Annotated in this window: 16 protein-coding genes and 1 tRNA gene; 12 read left to right on the top strand and 5 right to left on the bottom strand. The window is 65.1% G+C overall.

What is annotated here, in order from left to right:
• Positions 1 to 96 precede the first annotated feature (96 nt).
• Positions 97 to 960, top strand: coding sequence for an alpha/beta hydrolase (locus CEY08_RS05200; protein ID WP_076816258.1), 864 nt, complete (start codon positions 97 to 99; stop codon positions 958 to 960).
• A gap of 12 nt (positions 961 to 972) precedes the next feature.
• Here the strand turns inward: CEY08_RS05200 and CEY08_RS05195 are convergent, their stop codons facing one another.
• Positions 973 to 1,434, bottom strand: coding sequence for a YkgJ family cysteine cluster protein (locus tag CEY08_RS05195; protein ID WP_076816256.1), 462 nt, complete (start codon positions 1,432 to 1,434; stop codon positions 973 to 975).
• Positions 1,435 to 1,673: 239 nt separating this feature from the next.
• On the opposite strand from CEY08_RS05195, the gene CEY08_RS05190 reads away from it, so the two are divergent.
• On the top strand, positions 1,674 to 2,279 hold the full coding sequence (locus tag CEY08_RS05190; protein WP_076816254.1) for a DNA-3-methyladenine glycosylase I: 606 nt from the start codon (positions 1,674 to 1,676) through the stop codon (positions 2,277 to 2,279).
• 18 nt (positions 2,280 to 2,297) lie between these two features.
• Here the strand turns inward: CEY08_RS05190 and CEY08_RS05185 are convergent, their stop codons facing one another.
• Positions 2,298 to 4,220: an LTA synthase family protein gene (locus tag CEY08_RS05185; protein WP_076816251.1), complete on the bottom strand. Its 1,923-nt coding sequence runs from the start codon at positions 4,218 to 4,220 to the stop codon at positions 2,298 to 2,300.
• A gap of 345 nt (positions 4,221 to 4,565) precedes the next feature.
• On the opposite strand from CEY08_RS05185, the gene CEY08_RS05180 reads away from it, so the two are divergent.
• Entirely contained in the window at positions 4,566 to 6,647 is a 2,082-nt protein-coding gene (locus CEY08_RS05180) for an AsmA family protein (protein ID WP_076816249.1), read from the top strand.
• Positions 6,648 to 6,652: 5 nt separating this feature from the next.
• Here CEY08_RS05180 and CEY08_RS05175 read toward each other — a convergent pair whose 3' ends face one another.
• Together CEY08_RS05175 and CEY08_RS05170 are read right to left on the bottom strand one after the other, a co-directional pair.
• On the bottom strand, positions 6,653 to 8,242 hold the full coding sequence (locus CEY08_RS05175; RefSeq protein ID WP_076816246.1) for a GGDEF domain-containing protein: 1,590 nt from the start codon (positions 8,240 to 8,242) through the stop codon (positions 6,653 to 6,655).
• Between the two features lie 11 nt (positions 8,243 to 8,253).
• The gene (locus CEY08_RS05170; protein WP_076818002.1) at positions 8,254 to 8,898 is read right to left on the bottom strand and encodes a TetR/AcrR family transcriptional regulator; all 645 of its coding nucleotides are present in this window, start codon (positions 8,896 to 8,898) and stop codon (positions 8,254 to 8,256) included.
• Between the two features lie 115 nt (positions 8,899 to 9,013).
• Between CEY08_RS05170 and CEY08_RS05165 the strand changes: the two genes are divergently transcribed.
• The 3 genes from CEY08_RS05165 to CEY08_RS05155 all read left to right on the top strand — a co-directional run bounded on the left by CEY08_RS05165 (position 9,014) and on the right by CEY08_RS05155 (position 10,885).
• Positions 9,014 to 9,760 carry an SDR family oxidoreductase gene (locus CEY08_RS05165; RefSeq protein ID WP_042796443.1) on the top strand — a complete coding sequence of 249 codons (747 nt, stop codon included), beginning with the start codon at positions 9,014 to 9,016 and terminating at the stop codon, positions 9,758 to 9,760.
• Positions 9,761 to 9,923: 163 nt separating this feature from the next.
• Positions 9,924 to 9,999 (top strand) — tRNA-Lys (locus CEY08_RS05160).
• Positions 10,000 to 10,234: 235 nt separating this feature from the next.
• Positions 10,235 to 10,885: an HAD family hydrolase gene (locus tag CEY08_RS05155; RefSeq protein WP_076816244.1), complete on the top strand. Its 651-nt coding sequence runs from the start codon at positions 10,235 to 10,237 to the stop codon at positions 10,883 to 10,885.
• A 26-nt stretch (positions 10,886 to 10,911) separates the two neighbouring features.
• On the opposite strand, the gene CEY08_RS05150 is transcribed toward CEY08_RS05155, so the two are convergent.
• Positions 10,912 to 11,391: an Lrp/AsnC family transcriptional regulator gene (locus tag CEY08_RS05150; protein ID WP_042796445.1), complete on the bottom strand. Its 480-nt coding sequence runs from the start codon at positions 11,389 to 11,391 to the stop codon at positions 10,912 to 10,914.
• Positions 11,392 to 11,556: 165 nt separating this feature from the next.
• Here CEY08_RS05150 and CEY08_RS05145 point away from each other — a divergent pair, with 165 nt between their 5' ends.
• The 6 genes from CEY08_RS05145 to CEY08_RS05120 all read left to right on the top strand — a co-directional run bounded on the left by CEY08_RS05145 (position 11,557) and on the right by CEY08_RS05120 (position 17,432).
• Positions 11,557 to 12,351, top strand: coding sequence for an HpcH/HpaI aldolase family protein (locus tag CEY08_RS05145; protein WP_042796446.1), 795 nt, complete (start codon positions 11,557 to 11,559; stop codon positions 12,349 to 12,351).
• A 49-nt stretch (positions 12,352 to 12,400) separates the two neighbouring features.
• Entirely contained in the window at positions 12,401 to 13,603 is a 1,203-nt protein-coding gene (locus CEY08_RS05140; RefSeq protein ID WP_063642269.1) for a pyridoxal phosphate-dependent aminotransferase, read from the top strand.
• A 35-nt stretch (positions 13,604 to 13,638) separates the two neighbouring features.
• Positions 13,639 to 14,835, top strand: coding sequence for an acetylornithine deacetylase (gene argE, locus CEY08_RS05135; RefSeq protein WP_076816242.1), 1,197 nt, complete (start codon positions 13,639 to 13,641; stop codon positions 14,833 to 14,835).
• 27 nt (positions 14,836 to 14,862) lie between these two features.
• Entirely contained in the window at positions 14,863 to 16,179 is a 1,317-nt protein-coding gene (locus CEY08_RS05130) for an MFS transporter (protein ID WP_076816239.1), read from the top strand.
• Between the two features lie 216 nt (positions 16,180 to 16,395).
• Positions 16,396 to 17,043 carry a YiaD family glycine zipper/OmpA-like lipoprotein gene (locus tag CEY08_RS05125; RefSeq protein ID WP_076816237.1) on the top strand — a complete coding sequence of 216 codons (648 nt, stop codon included), beginning with the start codon at positions 16,396 to 16,398 and terminating at the stop codon, positions 17,041 to 17,043.
• A gap of 68 nt (positions 17,044 to 17,111) precedes the next feature.
• Positions 17,112 to 17,432, top strand: a complete 321-nt coding sequence (locus tag CEY08_RS05120) for a 4a-hydroxytetrahydrobiopterin dehydratase (protein WP_042796450.1) — start codon at positions 17,112 to 17,114, stop codon at positions 17,430 to 17,432.
• The last annotated feature ends 32 nt before the right edge of the window (positions 17,433 to 17,464 follow it).

Raw genomic sequence — 17,464 nt, 5'->3', positions numbered from 1 at the left:
GGGTCGGACAGGCTATTTCGTCCTGCCCGCCATGCTTCAGGGGTGTTTCATGAATGATCAGTTTTATCTGGCGTTGGCGCCGGCCAGGAGCGCGCCGTGAGCCAGCAACGTGTGGGCGCGCTGCTCATCCACGGCTTGGGCGGCACCGAATTCGACATGGGCGCCTTGCACAAGGTGCTGGCGCGCGCCGGGGTCGAACCCCACGGCGTGACCTTGCCCGGCCATGCCGGTTGTCCGGAAGACCTGCTGGACGTGCGGGTCGAGGACTGGATGGCGGTGGTGACGCAACGCTATCGCGAACTATGCGCGCAGTATGACGTGTTGCACGTCATAGGCATGTGTCTGGGCGCCTTGCTGGCGGTCGAGGTCTGCAAGCGCGAATCGCATACGCGCGGCGCCTTGGTGTCGCTGGCCGCGCCGGTATTCCTGGATGGCTGGAGCATGCCCTGGTACCGGGCCGTGCGCTATCTGGCTTATCGCCTGCCAGGCGTGCGGCGGCATATCCGCGTGCGCGAGGAAGATCCTTATGGCGTGAAGAGCGAACTGGTTCGCGCCTTCATCAAGGCGGGCTTTGCCCGCGGCGACGGATTCCACTACCAGTGGGTGCCGTTGGCCTGCGTGCGCCAGGTCGATCGGTTGCGCGGCATGGTCCGGCGGGGGCTGGAGCGGATGCGTTGTCCTACCCTGATCATGCACGCGGAAGAAGACGAGCTGACCAGCCCGCGTTCGGCCCGCTATCTGGAGCAGCGCATTCCCCACGCGACGCTGGTGATGCTGCAGGACAGCTACCACATGATCTGCGTGGATCAGGAGCGCGAGCGCGTCATGCGCAACGTTCTGGGTTTTCTGGGCAAGGATCCAGATATCGTGCGGGTGCGCAAACGCGTGCAGGCGCCCGCCGCTGATGCCCGCTCCGCACCCGCAATGCTGGCGCACGCCGGCCATTCCTGCGCGGGCTGAAATCCTCGCGCTTCAGGCCGCGGCGGGTTGGTTGGGATGCAAGGGGCCTTGCGGATCGTTCTCGGCGTCCGGCCGGGGCGGGACCGGGGCCAGGCCCAGCGACACGCGCAAACGCTGGCAATCGGGATTGGGCGAGCCGTCCGGCATCCAGATATCGAATTCCCTGCAGGGCGTGGGACGGTTTTCGTAGATGGCGCAATGGATGCCTGGCTGGCCGAGCTCGCCTCGTAGCGAAATGCAGCGGCCGCCGCCTTTTTCCGTGCCTTTCATGCAGGCGCGCAGCGGACTAAGTTGTGTGACCAGTTCGACGGGCACGTGGCCGCCGTTTTCGCCGGCCAACTCTCCGCAATAGAACGACACCCTGAAATGCGCGCAGCATGCGCCGCAGTCCAGACAGGGGTTGGCGGCCGGGTCGTCTCCTGCCAGGACGGCGGGCGAGACGAACGAGATGAGAGAAGACTCTAACAGGGTCATGGAGCGCGGAAGGCTGGAAACCTGTCCAAGGCCCGGCAAACTCGCAAAACGGGCCGCGTCCACGCAGGCCCCCCGTACAGCGCCGGGACGCGCGCGGACACGGCCGGCGCGGGATCAGGGCTGCAAATATTAGCTGGATATGATCCGCGGCCGCCATGATTTTTTTGTCCGGCTACCGTCTTTTATCGGGGACGTTGCTGCGGTAGCATCGGTAGCCCGAATGTCGCCAGGAGCCTGCCTTGAACGCCAATTCCGAATCTTCCGACGGCCTGGTCCGCTGCGGCTGGGTGGACACGTCCGCCGAATACATGGCCTACCACGACACCGAGTGGGGCTACCCGGAAGGCGATGACCGCGCGCTGTTCGAGCAACTGTGCCTTGAGGGATTCCAGTCGGGGTTGAGCTGGCGCACCATTTTGACCAAACGGGATGCGTTTCGCCGCGGCTTCGCCAATTTCGAGCCAGCCAAGGTGGCGCGCTTCGGGGAAAAAGACGTGCAGCGGCTGCTGGCGGATGCGGGCATCGTGCGCCATCGCGGCAAGATCGAGGCCGTGATCAACAATGCGGCCCGCGCGCTCGAAATGATCGAGCGCGAAGGTTCGCTGGGCGCCTACCTGTGGCGTTTCGAGGCCCCGGCCGGCGCGCCATCGACGCGCGGCGCGTCCACCTCGGCGCAATCCGAAGCCCTTTCCAAGGCATTGAAGAAACTGGGTTGGAAGTTCGTCGGGCCGACCACCGTCTACGCTTTCATGCAGTCGGTGGGCATGGTGAACGATCACAGCCCCGACTGCCACTGCCACGCTGCCAGCGAAAAGGCCCGCAAGGCGTTCAAGCGGCCGGCGTAGCGGGCGCCGGCCCGGGCTTCAGGCGGTGGGCCGCTCGCCTGTGCTGGTGGATTCGGGCGTCTGGCCCGGCAGGCTGTACCGGCCTTCGCGATAGGCCCAGCTGGGCCATAGCGCATGCGCCAGCGCTTCGGCGGCCAGGTCCGGATCCAGCGGCGCGGGCGTGTATTCCTCGGGCGCCGTATAGCGGTATTGCAGCGGCGTCTTGTTGGGCGCCATCACCAGCAGCGAGTCTTCCTTCAGATAGCCATAGGTGCTGTCGTATTGCATGATCGCCCGGCCCGGCGTGCTGCGGGTGAGGTCATGGCCGATCATGGGATGTTCGGTGTCCACGCCGATCAGCGACAGCAGGGTCGGGGCCAGATCGATCTGGCTGATCAGGCGGTCGTCGCGCCGCGGCTCGATGCCAGCGCCCAGGATCACGGCCGGAATATGGAAGTGGCGCACCGGCACCAGGCTGGCGCCGAAGACGCGCGAATCATGGTCCGCCGCCACCAGGAATACGGTGTTTTCCCAGTACGGCGAGGCCTTGGCACGTTCGAAGAACCGGCCCAGCGCCCAGTCGGCATAGCGCACGGTGTTCTCCACGGTGGCGGGGTTGCCGTCGGTCTGGATGCGGCCCGCCGGGTACTCCCAGGGCGAGTGATTGGATACGCTGAAGGCCAGCGTGAAGGTGGGCTGGTCGCCGTCTTCGCGCAGCAGCCGGTCCAACTGGTTGAACATGTCTTCGTCCGAAGCGCCCCAGGTGCCGACGAAGGCCGGGTCGACGAAGTCGGCGCGGTCCACGATCTGCTTGAAACCGTTGCCCAGGAAGAAGCCCTTCATATTGTCGAAGTGCGACTCACCGCCGTAGATGAAGCGTGAGTGGTATCCGTGGCGGCCCAGCAGGTCGGCCAGCGAGAAGAAACCGCGCTGCGAGCGCGGCAGCTTCAGCACCGCCTGGGCGGGAGTGGGCAGAAAGCCGGTGACCACCGCTTCCAGTCCGCGCACCGAGCGGGTGCCGGTGGCGTAGGCGCGGGTGAAGGTCCAGGCCTCGCGCGCCAGGGCATCCAGTTCCGGCGTGAGGTCCGCGCCGCCCAGGCCGGCGCAATATTGCGCGCCCAGGCTCTCTTCCAGGATGATCACCAGGTTGAGGGGCCGCGCAGTCTTGCGGGTGGCCAACTGGCGGTGCAGGCTTGGATAGTCGGGGTTGGAGGGCGGGTTGGGCAGGCCGGCCTGCGCCAGTACCAGCCCATGCATCTTGTCGTCGTCCATGCCGCCATAGACGGCAGAGGCGGACTTCTCGTTCTTCATGCTGTAGACGGCATAGAAGACGTTGTAGAGCGAATTCAGCGCCAGTGTGTTGAGCATGCCGTCCGAGCTGTACGCGACCGAGGACGGGTTGATCGGACGATGGCCCAGCGTGCCGCGGATGGCCAGGATGACGATGGCGAGGATCGCCAGGCTGGCCAGCGGCATCTGCCACCAGCTCAGCTGTGCATCGGGCTGGATGTGGCCGAACAGGCCGTAGGCACCCCAGGCAATGAGCGCCACGACGGCCAGGCCTCCCACCAGCGCGCCCTTGTAGCCGCGCCAGAGCATGCCGGAGACTTCGCGGGGATGCTTCAGGTATTCGACGAACAGTCGGTTGGGGCGGGAGTCGTATTCCAGGATGAAGGGCGGCGTGGCTACTTCCAGGAATGCCAGCAGAACGAACGCGACCAGATACCAGTACCCGGCAAGCGTGGCCGCCAGCGGAATGTGGCCGAACAAGGGTGACAGCACGGCCGGCAATGCGGCCAGCACGGCGATCTGGTGCGCATCAATGCGCAGCCCGCCGAGCAGCAGGGGGACCAGCCCCCCGGCATCGCGCACACGCTTGGACTGCCAGGCGGCCAGCGCCAGGCGGCTGAGCGTCAGCAGCGCAAATGCCGCCACCACGAAAATCAAGGTCGAATGCCGCATCGGGCCTCCAGGTTGTTCTGCTTTCCGGCCCCGGGGCCGGTTATTGTCGTTCAGGCATTTGAGCTGCGCCGGCGCCAAAAATTCGTTGTGCGTCGGCGTTCGGGCCCCATTTCGCGGCCTGCACTCATTTCGCTTTGTAACCGGCCGCTGCGGGGCCGGGCACGCGCCATGCTGCGCAATCCCCGGGCGACACGTGCCGCGCGGCATCGCGAGGGATGCAGAGCCTGGAAAAATCCGCACACATTATGGGGCCGGCAAGTCCGGCCAGGGCCGCGGGCCGCGATACCCTTGGAGGTAACGGAAGCCGGCAGCGGTACGCCGGCCGCAATGCCAAGGATAATAACCATGACGCGCTCAAGAAAAATAGCGATCGGGATTGTAGGGGGAGCGGCGCTCCTCGTGGCGATACTGGTAGTGGTGATCGCCACCTTTGACTGGAATCGCGCCAAACCCTTCATAAACGAGCGAGCCAGCGCCGCCATCGGGCGTCCTTTCGCCATCAATGGGGACCTTAGCGTCAAATGGACGCGCGAGCCCGACGAGGGCGGTTGGCGGGCCTGGGTGCCATGGCCGCACGTCATCGCCAACGATATCTCGGTGGGCAATGCGCCATGGGCCAAGGCGCCCCAGTTCGCCACGCTCAAGCGTGGGGAATTCAGCCTGGCCCCCTTGCCATTGCTGCGTCAACGCGTCGTCATCCGCCGCATCCAGCTGACCGAGCCCGCAGCCAACCTTGAGCGGCTGGCCGACGGCCGGGCCAATTGGGAGTTCACCCTGCCCGAAACCGGCGAACCTTCTCCCTGGGTGCTGGATATCAACGAGATCGGCTTCGACAAGGGCCGTGTGGGGCTGGTCGATGAAGTTCTCAAGGCGGACCTGAACGTGCAGGTGGATCCGCTGGGCAAGCCGGTGCCATTCGCCGACGTGGCCGGCGCAGCCTTCGCGGCAGAGGAGGGCGGCGCGGCGCCCTCGCCGCGCGACTACGTTTTTGGCTGGAAGGTGGAAGGCAAGTACAAGGGCCTGGCCACCAAGGGAGAAGGCAAGGTCGGCGGCATGCTGGCCTTGCAGGACGCCAAACAGCCCTTTCCGGTGCAGGCCGACGTGGCAATAGGCGGCACCAAGGCGTCGATTACGGGCACCCTGACCGATCCCGTCAACCTGGGCGCGCTGGACCTGCGGTTGAAATTGGCGGGTGCGTCGATGGCGCAGCTGTATTCGCTGACTGGCGTCACATTGCCAGACACGCCGCCGTATTCCACTGACGGCCATCTGGTTGCCAAGCTGCGCAATCCCGGGGGCGCGGTGTTCGAGTACAAGGACTTCAACGGCAAGGTGGGCAACAGCGATCTGCATGGCGACATCACCTTCGCATTGGGCCAGCCCAGGCCCACGCTGACGGGCAAGCTTTCTTCGCGGCAGCTGCGGATGGTGGACCTGGGGCCGCTGATCGGCGTGCCGTCGGGCAAGGTTGCGGGCGCCGAAACCGACAAGGCTAAGGACGCGCCGGCCAAGCCCAAGGGCGGCAAGGTGCTGCCCACGCAGGCATTCCGCACCGACCGCTGGCGCGACATGGACGCGGACGTCGCCCTGGATGCGGGCCGCATCGTGCACGACAGCAAACTGCCGTTATCGGACCTGTCCGTGCACCTGGTGTTGCAGGACGGCAAGCTGACTCTCGAACCTCTGCGCTTCGGAATGGCAGGCGGCACCATCAATTCCACGATACGGCTGGATGGCTCCAGCGCGACCCTGACCGGGCGTGTCGACATCAGTGCGCGCCGCCTGCGGCTCAAGCAGCTTTTTCCCGCTACCCCCGCCATGCAGAAGACGCTGGGTGAACTGAATGGCGATATGGCGGTGAGCGGCACGGGCAACTCGGTCGCGGCATTGCTGGGCACGGCCACCGGCGACGTGAAGATGCTGGTCAACGACGGAGTGATCAGCCGCAGCCTGATGGAGATCGCGGGGCTCAATGTCGGCAATTACGTGGTGTCCAAGCTGTTCGGCGACGATGAGGTGAAGATCAATTGCGGCGCGGCCGACCTCGAAATGAAGAACGGGGTCATGACGCCGCGGGTGTTCGTATTCGATACCGAGAACGCGCTGATCAGCATTACCGGCACGGCCGATTTCAAGAACGAGACGGTGGACATGGACATCACCCCCAGCAGCAAGGGCTTCCGGATATTCTCGCTGCGCTCGCCGTTGTATGTGCGGGGCACTTTCGGCTCGCCGGACGTAGGTGTGCATGTGCTGCCCCTGGCGGCGCGCGGCGCCGGCATGGTGGCGTTGGGCGTGCTGCTGACGCCGGCTGCCGGTCTGCTGGCGCTGGTCGCGCCAAGCACCACCGAAGAGAACGCTTGCGGCCCCTTGCTTGAACAGATGCGCAAGCCGCCCAAGGCGCCTGCGCCGGCCAAAGGCAAGTAGGGGACTCAGCCCGTAGACGCCATGCGCGAGCCGGCCCGGGTGTTGTCGTCCGCGACGCAGACCGTGTTGCGGCCGTGGTTCTTGGCGTAGTAAAGCGCCTGGTCGGCGCGTTGCAGGGCCGCGTCCATCGTTGCGCCATGTTCCGGATAGGCGGCCACGCCAGCCGAAATGGTAAGAGGCCCGGCCACGGCGGCGGGCTCGCTGGCCATGCGCAGGCGCAACCTCTCCACCAGGCTGATCGCAGCCTCCAGCGGCGCGCCGGGCAGCAGCATGACGAACTCTTCGCCGCCGGCGCGTGCCAGCGTATCGCCGCTGCGCGAGCCCTCGCTCATCAATTTCGCCAGGGCCTGCAGCGCGCGGTCGCCCGCCGCGTGGCCGTAGCGGTCGTTGACGGTCTTGAAATGGTCGATATCGATCGCCACTATCGCCACCGGCTGCTCTTCTGCCTGCAGCAGCGCGGCCGCTTCGTCCAGGCCCCGCCGATTCAACAGACCCGTCAACGTGTCCGTGGTGGTTTCGCGGCGCAGGTCGCGGATCTTGTGATGGATGGAGGCCAGCCCCATCAACAGTGCGCGCTTGAGTTCCGCGGCTTCGAAATACCATGAACGCACATGACGAATACGGTCGGCAGAGTCCGGGTTCTGCATATGCTTGGCGATACCGGCCAGCTCGCCCAGCGGACGCGCGATCCAGCGCGACAGCAGCCAGATGGACGCCACTGAAAGCAGCAGCAGCGGCAGGGTATGGCGGGCCGTGGCCAGCAACAGATTGCTCAAGGGCTGCAAGGTGGCGTCCACTGGGCGCTGCGCGATGATGCTCCACCCCATGCTGGGCACAGGCGCGTAACCGGCGAGCATTTCGCGGCCCTGTTCATCGGCGAAATGCATCTCGCCGGTTTCGCCGCGCAGTGCGGAGGCGAAGGCGCTGCGGTCGGGGACGGCGCGGCCCAGGCGGCTGCGGTCGGGGTGGTAGATCAGCGTGCCATTGCGATCCACCACGTACAGCGAGGACTCGCCCAGATAGAAGTGCTGGCCCAGCAGGTGGTCCAGCGCATTGTGCTCGTGCAGGTAGAGCGTGCCGCCAAGAAACCCGAGATAGCGGTCGTCCTTCGAGAAAATGGGATACGTGTACAGAATCATCCAGCGCGCGTTGCGGCCCATGAACGGAGGGCTGACCGTCGGTCGCTGACTGGCCAGTGCATCCCTGGCGGCCTCGCTGCGCAGCTGCTGGCCCAGCAGGTCATGGTTCGTGGTCGACGTTGCCAGCACCTTGCCTTGTGGCGACACCACGAAGGTGGAGTTGAAGTGGCCGAACTGCCGCCTCTGCCGCAGTGTCTCTGCCTCCATGTGTTCGGGGTGGGCTTCCATGTCGGCCAGCATTTCGGCGCTGTACGAGAGATAGCGCCGCAGATCGATCAGGAAAACATCGGTCGCGAAAGCGACCTTGGAGGCATAGGCGCGATTCAGTTCCAGCGCGTTGCGCAGCAGCAGATCGCGCTGCACCAGGTAGCTGGCATGCAGGCTGCCCGCCAGGGCGAGGATGACCGAAAAGAGGCTGATCCACAGGATGAGACGCCGCAGATCGATACGGAACATGACGCGATCCGTCAGGCCCGGGCCCGGCCCGGCGGCAAGCCAGAGGGAGGCGCGCTCCCGGTCAGCGCATCCCAGGCGCACATCGCTTGCTTGGCCACGGACTGCAAAGTCTTGCGGGTGGCGCCGTCGCGCGCCTGGATCGACATGCCGTGCAGCACGGTGGTGTAGAACGCGGCCAGGCTCTTGAGGTCCGTGCCGGTGGGCAGTTCGCCGTTGGATGCGCCGGCCTGCAGGCGGGCCAGGATGCGGCTTTGCATTTCGCGCCGGTTGTCACCCAGGAAGTCGCCTACGCCGGCCGGGTTCACGCAGCCTGCCGGCGCGCCCAGCACGATCAGGCAACCAGGCGGTGTGCCGCTGGCGGTGAAGCGTTCGGCGGAGGTGAGCAGCATGGATTGGACGCCTTCGCGGGCGGTGGGCGCTTCCTGAAGCGCGCGCCGCGCCGAACCGCCCTCGGTTTCGCGGTAAAGCTCCACGGCTTCGCGGAATAGTCCTTCCTTTGAGCCGAATGCGCCATACAGGCTGGGCGAATTGATGCCCATCGCCGCCGTGAGGTCGGTCAGCGATGCTCCGTCATATCCCTTCGACCAGAAGACGTCCATGGCCTTGCGCAAGGCCTGGGCCCGGTCGAAGTTCCTGGGGCGCCCACGTTCTGCCATGCGCATGATTTTACTCGCCGGAGATTTTTGTGGTGATCGATAAAAAAATGATTGACGAGCGAGGTTGCGGCAGGCGAATATATTTGTACTGATCACTACAAATATGGATCTATCCATGCGAAATCTGACTGGAAAAGTGGCCTTCGTGACTGGCGGCAGCCGTGGCATTGGCGCCGCCATCGTGCGGCGTTTGGCGGCCGACGGCGCCGATGTGGCCTTTACATATGTGAGTCCCGCGTCGGCGGCGACCGCGCAGGCGCTGGCGGCGGAACTGTCCGTGGATGGCCGCCGCGCGCGCGCCATCCAGGCGGACGCCGCGGACGCGGCCGCAGTCCGCGCCGCGGTCGAGCAAGCCATTGGCGAACTGGGCCCGATAGACGTGCTGGTGAACAATGCCGGCATTTTCCTCACCGGCGCGATCGGCGAGACCAGCCTCGACGACTATGAGCGCACCATGGACGTCAATGTGCGCGCGCCCTTTGTCGCCATCCAGGCTGCCCAGGCCTCCATGCCGGATGGCGGCCGCATCATCAACATCGGCAGTTGCCTGGCTGGCCGCGCGGGCCGTGCCGGCGTGGCGCTGTATGCCGCCAGCAAGTCCGCGCTTGTCGGCCTGACCCAGGGCTTGGCGCGCGACCTCGGAAGCCGCGGCATCACGGCCAACGTGGTCCACCCCGGCCCGATCGACACCGACATGAACCCCGCCGACGGCGCGCACGCCGCGGACCTCGTGGCCGTGCTGTCGTTGCCTCATTATGGCGAAACCAGCGACATCGCCGGCACGGTGGCATTCCTGGCTGGTCCGGAAGGGCGCTACATCACCGGCGCGAGCCTGTCGGTGGACGGCGGTTACGCCGCCTGACGCGACATGGCGCGAGCCTGCCGCAAAGTTTTTTCGGGGCGGCTTGCACAAACCAAAAAAGCTGCATATAATCTTGCTTCTTCGCACTACACACATAACGAAACGCAGCGGCAGCGGACTAAAAAACGCCCCATAAAGCGAATCGAAACTGAGTGAAGTAGCAGGGCTGTTAGCTCAGTTGGTAGAGCAGCGGACTCTTAATCCGTAGGTCGAGTGTTCGAGCCACTCACAGCCCACCAGAATTCAAAGGCCGTTGACGCACATCGTCAACGGCCTTTTTGTTTTCGTTTCTGTTCCCCGCTTCGGGGCCTGTGCAACGCGCCGCGCCCAGCACCGGGCATGGACATATCTCTGGCACGCTGTATGGAATCTCGCCGGGTTAAGCCCGAGCTTAATTCTGGGTAAACCATCGCTGAATCACAGCGGATGCAAGCCTCTTTATAGTGGTCTGACTGCCATCCCAGAGAGCCACGCATGTCCAGTCCCTCCGCTGTTCCCGCCTATCCCCGTGCCGTGCTGTTCGATCTGCTGACTGCCTTGCTCGATTCCTGGACCGTATGGAACCGCGCCGCCGGGTCCGAGGCTGCAGGACGGGCCTGGCGCGCGGAGTATTTGCGGCGCACCTATGGTTGCGGCGCCTATCAGCCTTATGAGCGCCTGGTGCAGGAAGCCGCAACGGCGGTCGGTCTGCCCGCAGCCGCGCCCGCTGCGCTGGAGGCCTGCTGGGACGAGCTGCCTGCGTGGGACGGCGCCCGTGAGCTGTTGTCGGCGCTGCGGCCGCATTGCCGCCTGGCCGTGGTCACGAACTGTTCCGCCCGCCTGGGGCGGCGCGCCGCCGATTTGCTTGGTGTGGACTGGGACGTGGTGGTGACGTCGGAGGAGGCTGGCTTCTACAAGCCCGACCCGCGTCCTTATGCGCTGGCGTTGTCGCAGCTGCGGGTGGAGCCATCACAAGCGGCGTTCGTCGCCGGTTCCGGGTACGACATGTTCGGCACCAGCAAGGTGGGCTTGCGCACTTACTGGCACAACCGTATCGGACTGACACTGCCGGAAGGCGCGCCGCGGCCGGAAGTCGAATCCGCCCGGCTGGACGCGGCGCTGCCATGGTTGCAGCGCTTTGGCTGAGCCGAGTCCCGGCGCTACCCGATCCGTCAATCCGCCGGCAAGGAAATCGCGTCGCCCAGTCCCTTGACTTCCTTCAGCACGAAAGAGGTGTAGACCTCTTTCACGCCCGGCAAGGCGCCAAGGACATAGCGCGCCAGATCGCCGAAAGCATCCAGGTCGCGGGCGATGACCGTCAACTGGTGATCGTAGCGGCCTGACACGCAATGGCAGGTCAGGACTTCCGGCACATGCCGGATGGCGTCCTCGAACGCCTTGACGTGTTCGGCGCCTTTTTTATCCAAAGAAATCCACACGAATGCGGTTACGCCAAAGCCGAGCTTTTTGACGTCGACTTCGGCCCGATAGCCGCGGATGACGCCTTCGTCTTCCAGACGCTTGACGCGCCGCCAGCAGGGCGAGGGCGTCAGCGACACGCGTTCGGCCAGATCGGCGCTGGACAGCCTTCCGTCGACCTGCAAAGCGGCCAGGATTTGGAGGTCAGTAGGATCGAAATTCTTGTTCTGCACAATTTTTCCAAGAAATTGAGAGTTTTGATAATTTCAATCCAAAATATTACACATTTGCGTTGAAAAATCGGAAATCTTCGCGATTCTGCTCCGGTATCTTTGTTTGGCCATTTGAGGGGGCATCGGCACTGGAAATGCTCCCCGTTTGATCACTATGGAGCAGACATGAAAGATCCGAATCCGATACGCGCGGCGCTGCGCGCCCTGGAGCCTTCCGAGGGTTGCTGGCTGACCCTCGCAAGTCCCGCGGTGGCCGAGGCGATGGCGCATTGCGGCTTCGACTGGCTGGTCGTCGACATGGAGCATGCGCCCAACGACGTGGCGGGCCTGACAGCGCAATTACAGGCGATCGATGCCGCGCGCGCGCATGGCGCCGCCGCGCATCCGATCGTGCGCGTGACGACGAACGATCCGGCGCTGGTCAAGCGCGCCATGGATTGCGGCGCCAGGACCGTCATTTTCCCGAATATCGACACCGCCGACGATGCGCGCAATGCCATCGCCGCGATGCGCTTTCCCTTCGAGGGCAATGGGGGCGTGCGCGGCGTGGCGGGACTGGTGAGGGCCGGCACCTACGGAATGGACCCTTCCTACGTCACGCAGGCCAATGAGCAGGCTTGCGCGATCCTGCAGATCGAGTCGGCGCAGGCGGTGCGCAACGTGGAGGCCATTGCGGCCTTGCACGGAGCGGACTGCCTCTTCGTTGGCACGGCCGATCTGGCGGCCAGTCTCGGCCGCTTGGGCGATATGACCCATGCAGACGTCCGCGATGCCGTCGCCCGCGTGATCGAGGCCGGCAAGGCGGCGGGCAAGGCGGTCGGCATCTTCGCCAACGATCCCGACGAGGCGGCGCGCTACCGCAAGCTGGGCGTGCAGTTCATTGCCTTGCACTCCGATGTGGCCTGGCTGGCCCGTGGCGCCCGCCAGGCGCGCGCGCAGTTCGACACGGCATGCCTCTGAGCGGGCAGCGCAACCCCCAACGTCCAAGGCGACAGGAATAGGAACAGGCATGAACACAGCAGTATCTTCCAGCGACTTCAGTGCGACGGCGCGCGCCAGCGTGCAGACTTTGCGTTCGTCGCAAATCCGGGAGGTCGCCAATGCAGGCATGGGCAGCGCCGACGTGCTGCCATTCTGGTTCGGCGAGCCCGACGAGCAGACTCCGGCCGAGTTCCGCGAGGCCGCCATTGCCCACATTGCCTCGGGGCAGACGTTCTACGTCCAGACGCTGGGCGTGCCTGCGCTGCGCGAGCGCCTGGCCGCCTACGTGAGCGGTTTGCACGGCCAGCGCGAGGTCGACAACATTGCCATCACCAGTTCGGGTACGTCGGCGCTCATGACCGCGGTCCAAGCCATCGTGGGCGCGGGAGACCACGTCGTCGCGGTGACGCCCCTGTGGCCCAACCTGGTGGAAATGCCCAAGGTGCTGGGCGCGCAGGTGACCACCGTTGCACTGTCGTTTTCCGAAAGCGGTTGGCGGCTGGACCTGGACGCTTTGCTCAGTGCGTTGACGCCGGATGTGCGGGCACTTTTGGTGAATTCGCCGAACAACCCCACGGGCTGGGTGATGACGGCGGAGCAGCAGCGCGTCGTGCTGGAGCATTGCCGCAAGCATGGCATCTGGATCATTTCCGACGACGTTTACGAACGCTATTACTACGAAGGCGCCGTGGCGCCTACCTTCCTGGACATCGCCGCGCCGGATGACCGTGTGGTCAGCTGCAACTCTTTTTCCAAAGCCTGGCTGATGACGGGCTGGCGCGTGGGGTGGGTCGTGGTGCCGCGAGGCTTGCTGCCGGAGATCGGCAAGCTCATCGAATACAGCAATACGTGCACACCCGGCTTTGTGCAAACCGCCGCGTTATGCGCGCTGGAACGGGGCGAGCCCGTAATTGCGCGCACGGCGGCGCGCTTGCGGCTGGCGCGTGACCACCTGGCCGCCAAGTTGGGGGCGGTGCCCGGCGTCGAGCTCGCTGGCGCCGCGCCCGGCGCGATGTACACGTTTTTCCGCATCCGCGGCGTCTCGGACAGCCTCGCGTTCTGCAAGGACCTGGTCGTGCGAGGCGGGTTGGGCCTGGCGCCGGGAACGGCTTTCGGTCCGGAGGGCGAGGGCTATCTGCGCTGGTGCTACGCCAGCGCGCACGACCGCCTGGACGAAGGCGTGGCTAGACTATCGCGCTTTCTGGACGCGGCCCGGAGCAAGACAGCCTGAACGGCGGCGCCAGACCTCAACTTTAGGTATGACTCATGAATACTGCAGAGCTTCCCCGTTCTCTGGAATGGATAGAACGGCTGGTGCGCTTTGACACGACCAGCCGCCTGTCCAATCTTGGCCTGATCGAAACGGTGCGCGACCACCTGGTCTCGGTGGGGCTGGCGCCCAGGCTCATCTACAACGCCGATGGCAAGAAGGCCAACCTTTTCGTGACCGTGCCTGCCCACGACGGCGGCACCCAGGGCGGCGTGGTGCTGTCGGGCCATACCGACGTCGTGCCGGTGGACGGCCAGGCCTGGAGCAGCGATCCGTTCGCGCCCGAAGTGCGCGATGGCCGGCTGTATGGACGCGGCACTTGCGATATGAAGGGCTTTATCGGGACGGCGCTCGCCATGCTGCCGGCCTTCACGTCGCGACGGCTGCGCGTGCCGCTGCATCTGGCGCTGAGTTATGACGAAGAGGTCGGCTGCCTGGGCGCGGACGCGATGCTGCGCGAGCTGGCGCGGCTGGAGATCCGGCCCGACAGCTGCATCGTCGGCGAGCCCACCGAAATGCGGGTCATCTCCGCGCACAAGAGCAGCAATCTGTACCGCTGCACCGTGCACGGGCATGCCGCGCATTCATCGTTGACCCCGCGTGGCGTGAACGCGATCGAATATGCCGCGCGGGCGATCTGCCACATCCGCGACATGGCCGATGGCCATCGGCAGAGCGGCCCCTTCGACCGTGATTTCGAGGTGCCGTACACCACGGCAAACACTGGCACGATCTCCGGCGGCCTGTCCGTCAATACGATTCCTGACCGCTGCCAGTTCGAATTCGAATTCCGCACCATTCCAGGCGTGCTGGCGCCAGACGTGATCGGCGGCTTGCGCCGCTACATCACCGGCGAACTGCGCGACCGCATCAAGGCGGAGAACCCGCAGGCCGACATCAAGCTGGAGGCGCTGGCCGAGGTTCCCGGCTTCGATACCGCCGCGGCCGCCGAAATCTCGCAATTGGCGCAGGCGCTGACCGGGTCGCGTGGCACCGAGAAGGTGGCGTATTGCACCGAGGCCGGCTTGTTCCAGCGGGCAGGCATGACGGCCGTCATTTGCGGACCGGGCAACCTGCAGCAGGCGCACCGGCCCGACGAGTATGTCGCGCTGGCTCAGATCAGCCTGTGCGAACAGTTCATGGAAAAGCTGGCGGGCCATCTGGCGATAGCCGGCCCGAGCATTGATCGATAGTTACTCTTCAAAAAAACAGAGGGAAAAATGGCTTACTCGGAGAAGACAACGTGGAACGCGGCGGCCGTTGGCCGCAACCAGGCGGCGCCATCAACCGACCGGCGCGCCCAGGCACGGCGCGCGGTGATCGCGGCGTCCATAGGCAACGCGCTTGAATGGTTCGACATGATCGCGTATGGCACTTTTGCGCTGATCATCGCCAAGCTCTACTTTCCGTCCGCCAGCGAGAGTTCCTCGCTGTTGCTGGCCTTGGCCACGTTCGGCGTGTCATTCCTGATGCGCCCGTTGGGCGCCATCGTGCTTGGCAGCTATGCCGACCGGGCGGGCCGCAAGGCGGCGTTGACGGCATCCATTTTCCTGATGATGCTGGGCACGCTGATCATCGTTCTGGTGCCCACGCACGCGCAGATCGGCGTGGCCGCCTCGATCATCATCCTGGTCGCCCGGCTGATCCAGGGCTTTTCTGCGGGGGGCGAGTTCGGCAGCGCGACGGCGTTTCTCATCGAGTACGCGCCGGACCGCCGGGCTTATTACGCGAGCTGGCAGGTCGCCAGCCAGGGGGCAGCGATTTTGTTGGCCGCCCTGTTTGGCGCGGTGCTTAACGCGACGCTGACCCAGGCGCAGCTGGAAAGCTGGGGCTGGCGCATTCCGTTCGTTTTCGGCCTGCTGATCGCCCCTGTGGGCTACTACATCCGCCATCATATGGATGAAACGCCGGAGTTCAGCGCGGCGCAGGCATCGGCTTCGCCGCTGAGCGACATGTTCGCCGGACAAAAGCTGCGCCTTTTGGTCACGGTGGGCTTCGTGGCGCTGGGCTCGGTGGGCAACTACCTGGCCCTGTACATGCCCACGTACTCGATCCGCCAGCTGGGCCTGCCGCCCACCATCGGCTTTCTGGCAACGCTGGTCACGGGCGTCATCATGACCGCCGGCGCGCCTTTCGTCGGCGCATTGGCCGACCGGATCGGACCGGCGCGCATCATGACGGCCGCGGCCCTGCTGACGGCAGTGCTGTGCTACCCCTTGTTCTATCTGCTGGTTTCGTATCCCACGGTGGGCATGTTGATGATCGTCCAGGTCATTCTGGGCTTGCTGGCGACGGCATACTTCGCGCCCATGCCGGCGCTGATGTCCGCCATCTTCCCCGTGCAGGTGCGCACCACCGGCCTGTCCCTGGGCTACAACATTGCGGTGACGATCTTTGGCGGTTTCGCCCCGTTCATCCTGACCTGGCTGATCGCCACCACCGATTCCAAGCTGTCGCCCAGTTACTACCTGCTGGCCATGGCCCTCATGGCCATGGTGTCGCTGAACGTGGCGCGCCGGACGTTCCAGCAGCGCTAGGGACCGGCGCCGGCCTCCACCCCGCAGGCCGGCTGCCGTGACCGCAGGAATGTAGCCTATTGTTGCGCGGTGGACCGCTAGCCACTTCGGTGAGCGGCCGCGCTATCTCTGCAGCCCTTCCGGAAGTACAAAATGTTGCCGGTCTTGCGTCCCGCGCTTGCTAGCATGTTCTGGCCGGAATCATCCGGCACACCGACGGATTAAGTGGAGGTTGCCATGAGCTCAAGAACAATATTCAACCGGATCGCAGTGGTTGCGGCAGCGGGGGCGCTGCTGGCGGGATGCGCCACGCAGCAGCAGACCAATACTGCCGTAGGTACGGGCGCCGGCGCGGCGATCGGCGCCGGTATCGGCGCCTTGATCGGCCATGGCAAGGGCGCGGCCATTGGCGCCGGTATTGGCGCGGTGGCGGGCGGCCTGGTCGGCTACAACTGGAAGGTCGTCAAGGAAGACGTGCAGAAATCGGGCGCTTCGTCGCTGGGTATCGACGTGGTGGAAATGCCCGATGGCAGCCTGAAGGTCAACATTCCCAGCGGCGTGTCGTTCGATACCGACAAGACGCAGCTCAAGCCGGCCTTGCTGCCCGTGTTGGACAGCGTGGCGCGTTCGCTCAACCAGCATCCTGAACTGCGGGCCAAGGTCGTCGGCCACACGGACAGCACCGGTGCGCTGGCGCACAACCAGACGCTTTCGGTCAACCGCGCCAAGAGCGTGACGGACTACCTGAGCAAGCAGGGTGTCGCCGCCTCGCGTCTGACGGTCGAGGGTCGCGGGCCCAACGATCCTATCGGCGACAATGCGACCGCCGAAGGCCGCGCGCTGAACCGCCGGGTGGAAATCTACCTGTACGCAGTGCAGCAGTAAGCCTGGGCCAGCCCAGTGTACGAGGCGGCTGGCGCAATGCGCCGCCGCCTTTTTTTCCGGAGTCCGTCATGAGCATGTTTCCTCCCGCCCGCATCGGCACCGATACCGCCGTGGCCGCCTTGTCCGGCTGGCAGGCGGTAGCGATGCGCGATGCCATTGAAAAGCGCTTCCGCTTCCCCAATTTCAATGCGGCGTTCGGCTTCATGGCGCGCGTCGCCATGTTCGCGGAGAAGCTGAACCATCATCCCGAATGGACCAACGTCTATAACCGCGTGGACGTGACCTTGACCACCCATGACGCCGGCGGCGTGACCGAACTGGACGTGCGCATGGCGCAGTTCATGGACGAAGCCGCCGCGCAGATGGGCGCCACCGCACCCAAGTCCTAGGGCAGGGCGCGCTCCGTCCCGGGACAGGCCGC

Source organism: Achromobacter insolitus (assembly GCF_002209555.1).
In the GTDB taxonomy this organism is placed as follows: domain Bacteria; phylum Pseudomonadota; class Gammaproteobacteria; order Burkholderiales; family Burkholderiaceae_B; genus Achromobacter; species Achromobacter insolitus.
The sequence above is the reverse complement of the archived record's forward strand: the minus strand, read 5'-3'. Positions and strand labels throughout refer to the sequence as shown.

What these genes read in the sequence shown, in the direction of transcription:
- CEY08_RS05155 (WP_076816244.1), top strand. Translation starts at nt 10,235, where the DNA reads ATGTCCAGTCCCTCCGCTGTTCCCGCCTATCCCCGTGCCGTGCTGTTC.
- CEY08_RS05120 (WP_042796450.1), top strand. Translation starts at nt 17,112, where the DNA reads ATGAGCATGTTTCCTCCCGCCCGCATCGGCACCGATACCGCCGTGGCC.
- CEY08_RS05125 (WP_076816237.1), top strand. Translation starts at nt 16,396, where the DNA reads ATGAGCTCAAGAACAATATTCAACCGGATCGCAGTGGTTGCGGCAGCG.
- CEY08_RS05165 (WP_042796443.1), top strand. Translation starts at nt 9,014, where the DNA reads ATGCGAAATCTGACTGGAAAAGTGGCCTTCGTGACTGGCGGCAGCCGT.
- CEY08_RS05140 (WP_063642269.1), top strand. Translation starts at nt 12,401, where the DNA reads ATGAACACAGCAGTATCTTCCAGCGACTTCAGTGCGACGGCGCGCGCC.
- CEY08_RS05185 (WP_076816251.1), bottom strand. Translation starts at nt 4,220, where the DNA reads ATGCGGCATTCGACCTTGATTTTCGTGGTGGCGGCATTTGCGCTGCTG.
- CEY08_RS05180 (WP_076816249.1), top strand. Translation starts at nt 4,566, where the DNA reads ATGACGCGCTCAAGAAAAATAGCGATCGGGATTGTAGGGGGAGCGGCG.
- CEY08_RS05130 (WP_076816239.1), top strand. Translation starts at nt 14,863, where the DNA reads ATGGCTTACTCGGAGAAGACAACGTGGAACGCGGCGGCCGTTGGCCGC.
- CEY08_RS05195 (WP_076816256.1), bottom strand. Translation starts at nt 1,434, where the DNA reads ATGACCCTGTTAGAGTCTTCTCTCATCTCGTTCGTCTCGCCCGCCGTC.
- CEY08_RS05145 (WP_042796446.1), top strand. Translation starts at nt 11,557, where the DNA reads ATGAAAGATCCGAATCCGATACGCGCGGCGCTGCGCGCCCTGGAGCCT.
- CEY08_RS05170 (WP_076818002.1), bottom strand. Translation starts at nt 8,898, where the DNA reads ATGGCAGAACGTGGGCGCCCCAGGAACTTCGACCGGGCCCAGGCCTTG.
- argE (WP_076816242.1), top strand. Translation starts at nt 13,639, where the DNA reads ATGAATACTGCAGAGCTTCCCCGTTCTCTGGAATGGATAGAACGGCTG.
- CEY08_RS05175 (WP_076816246.1), bottom strand. Translation starts at nt 8,242, where the DNA reads ATGTTCCGTATCGATCTGCGGCGTCTCATCCTGTGGATCAGCCTCTTT.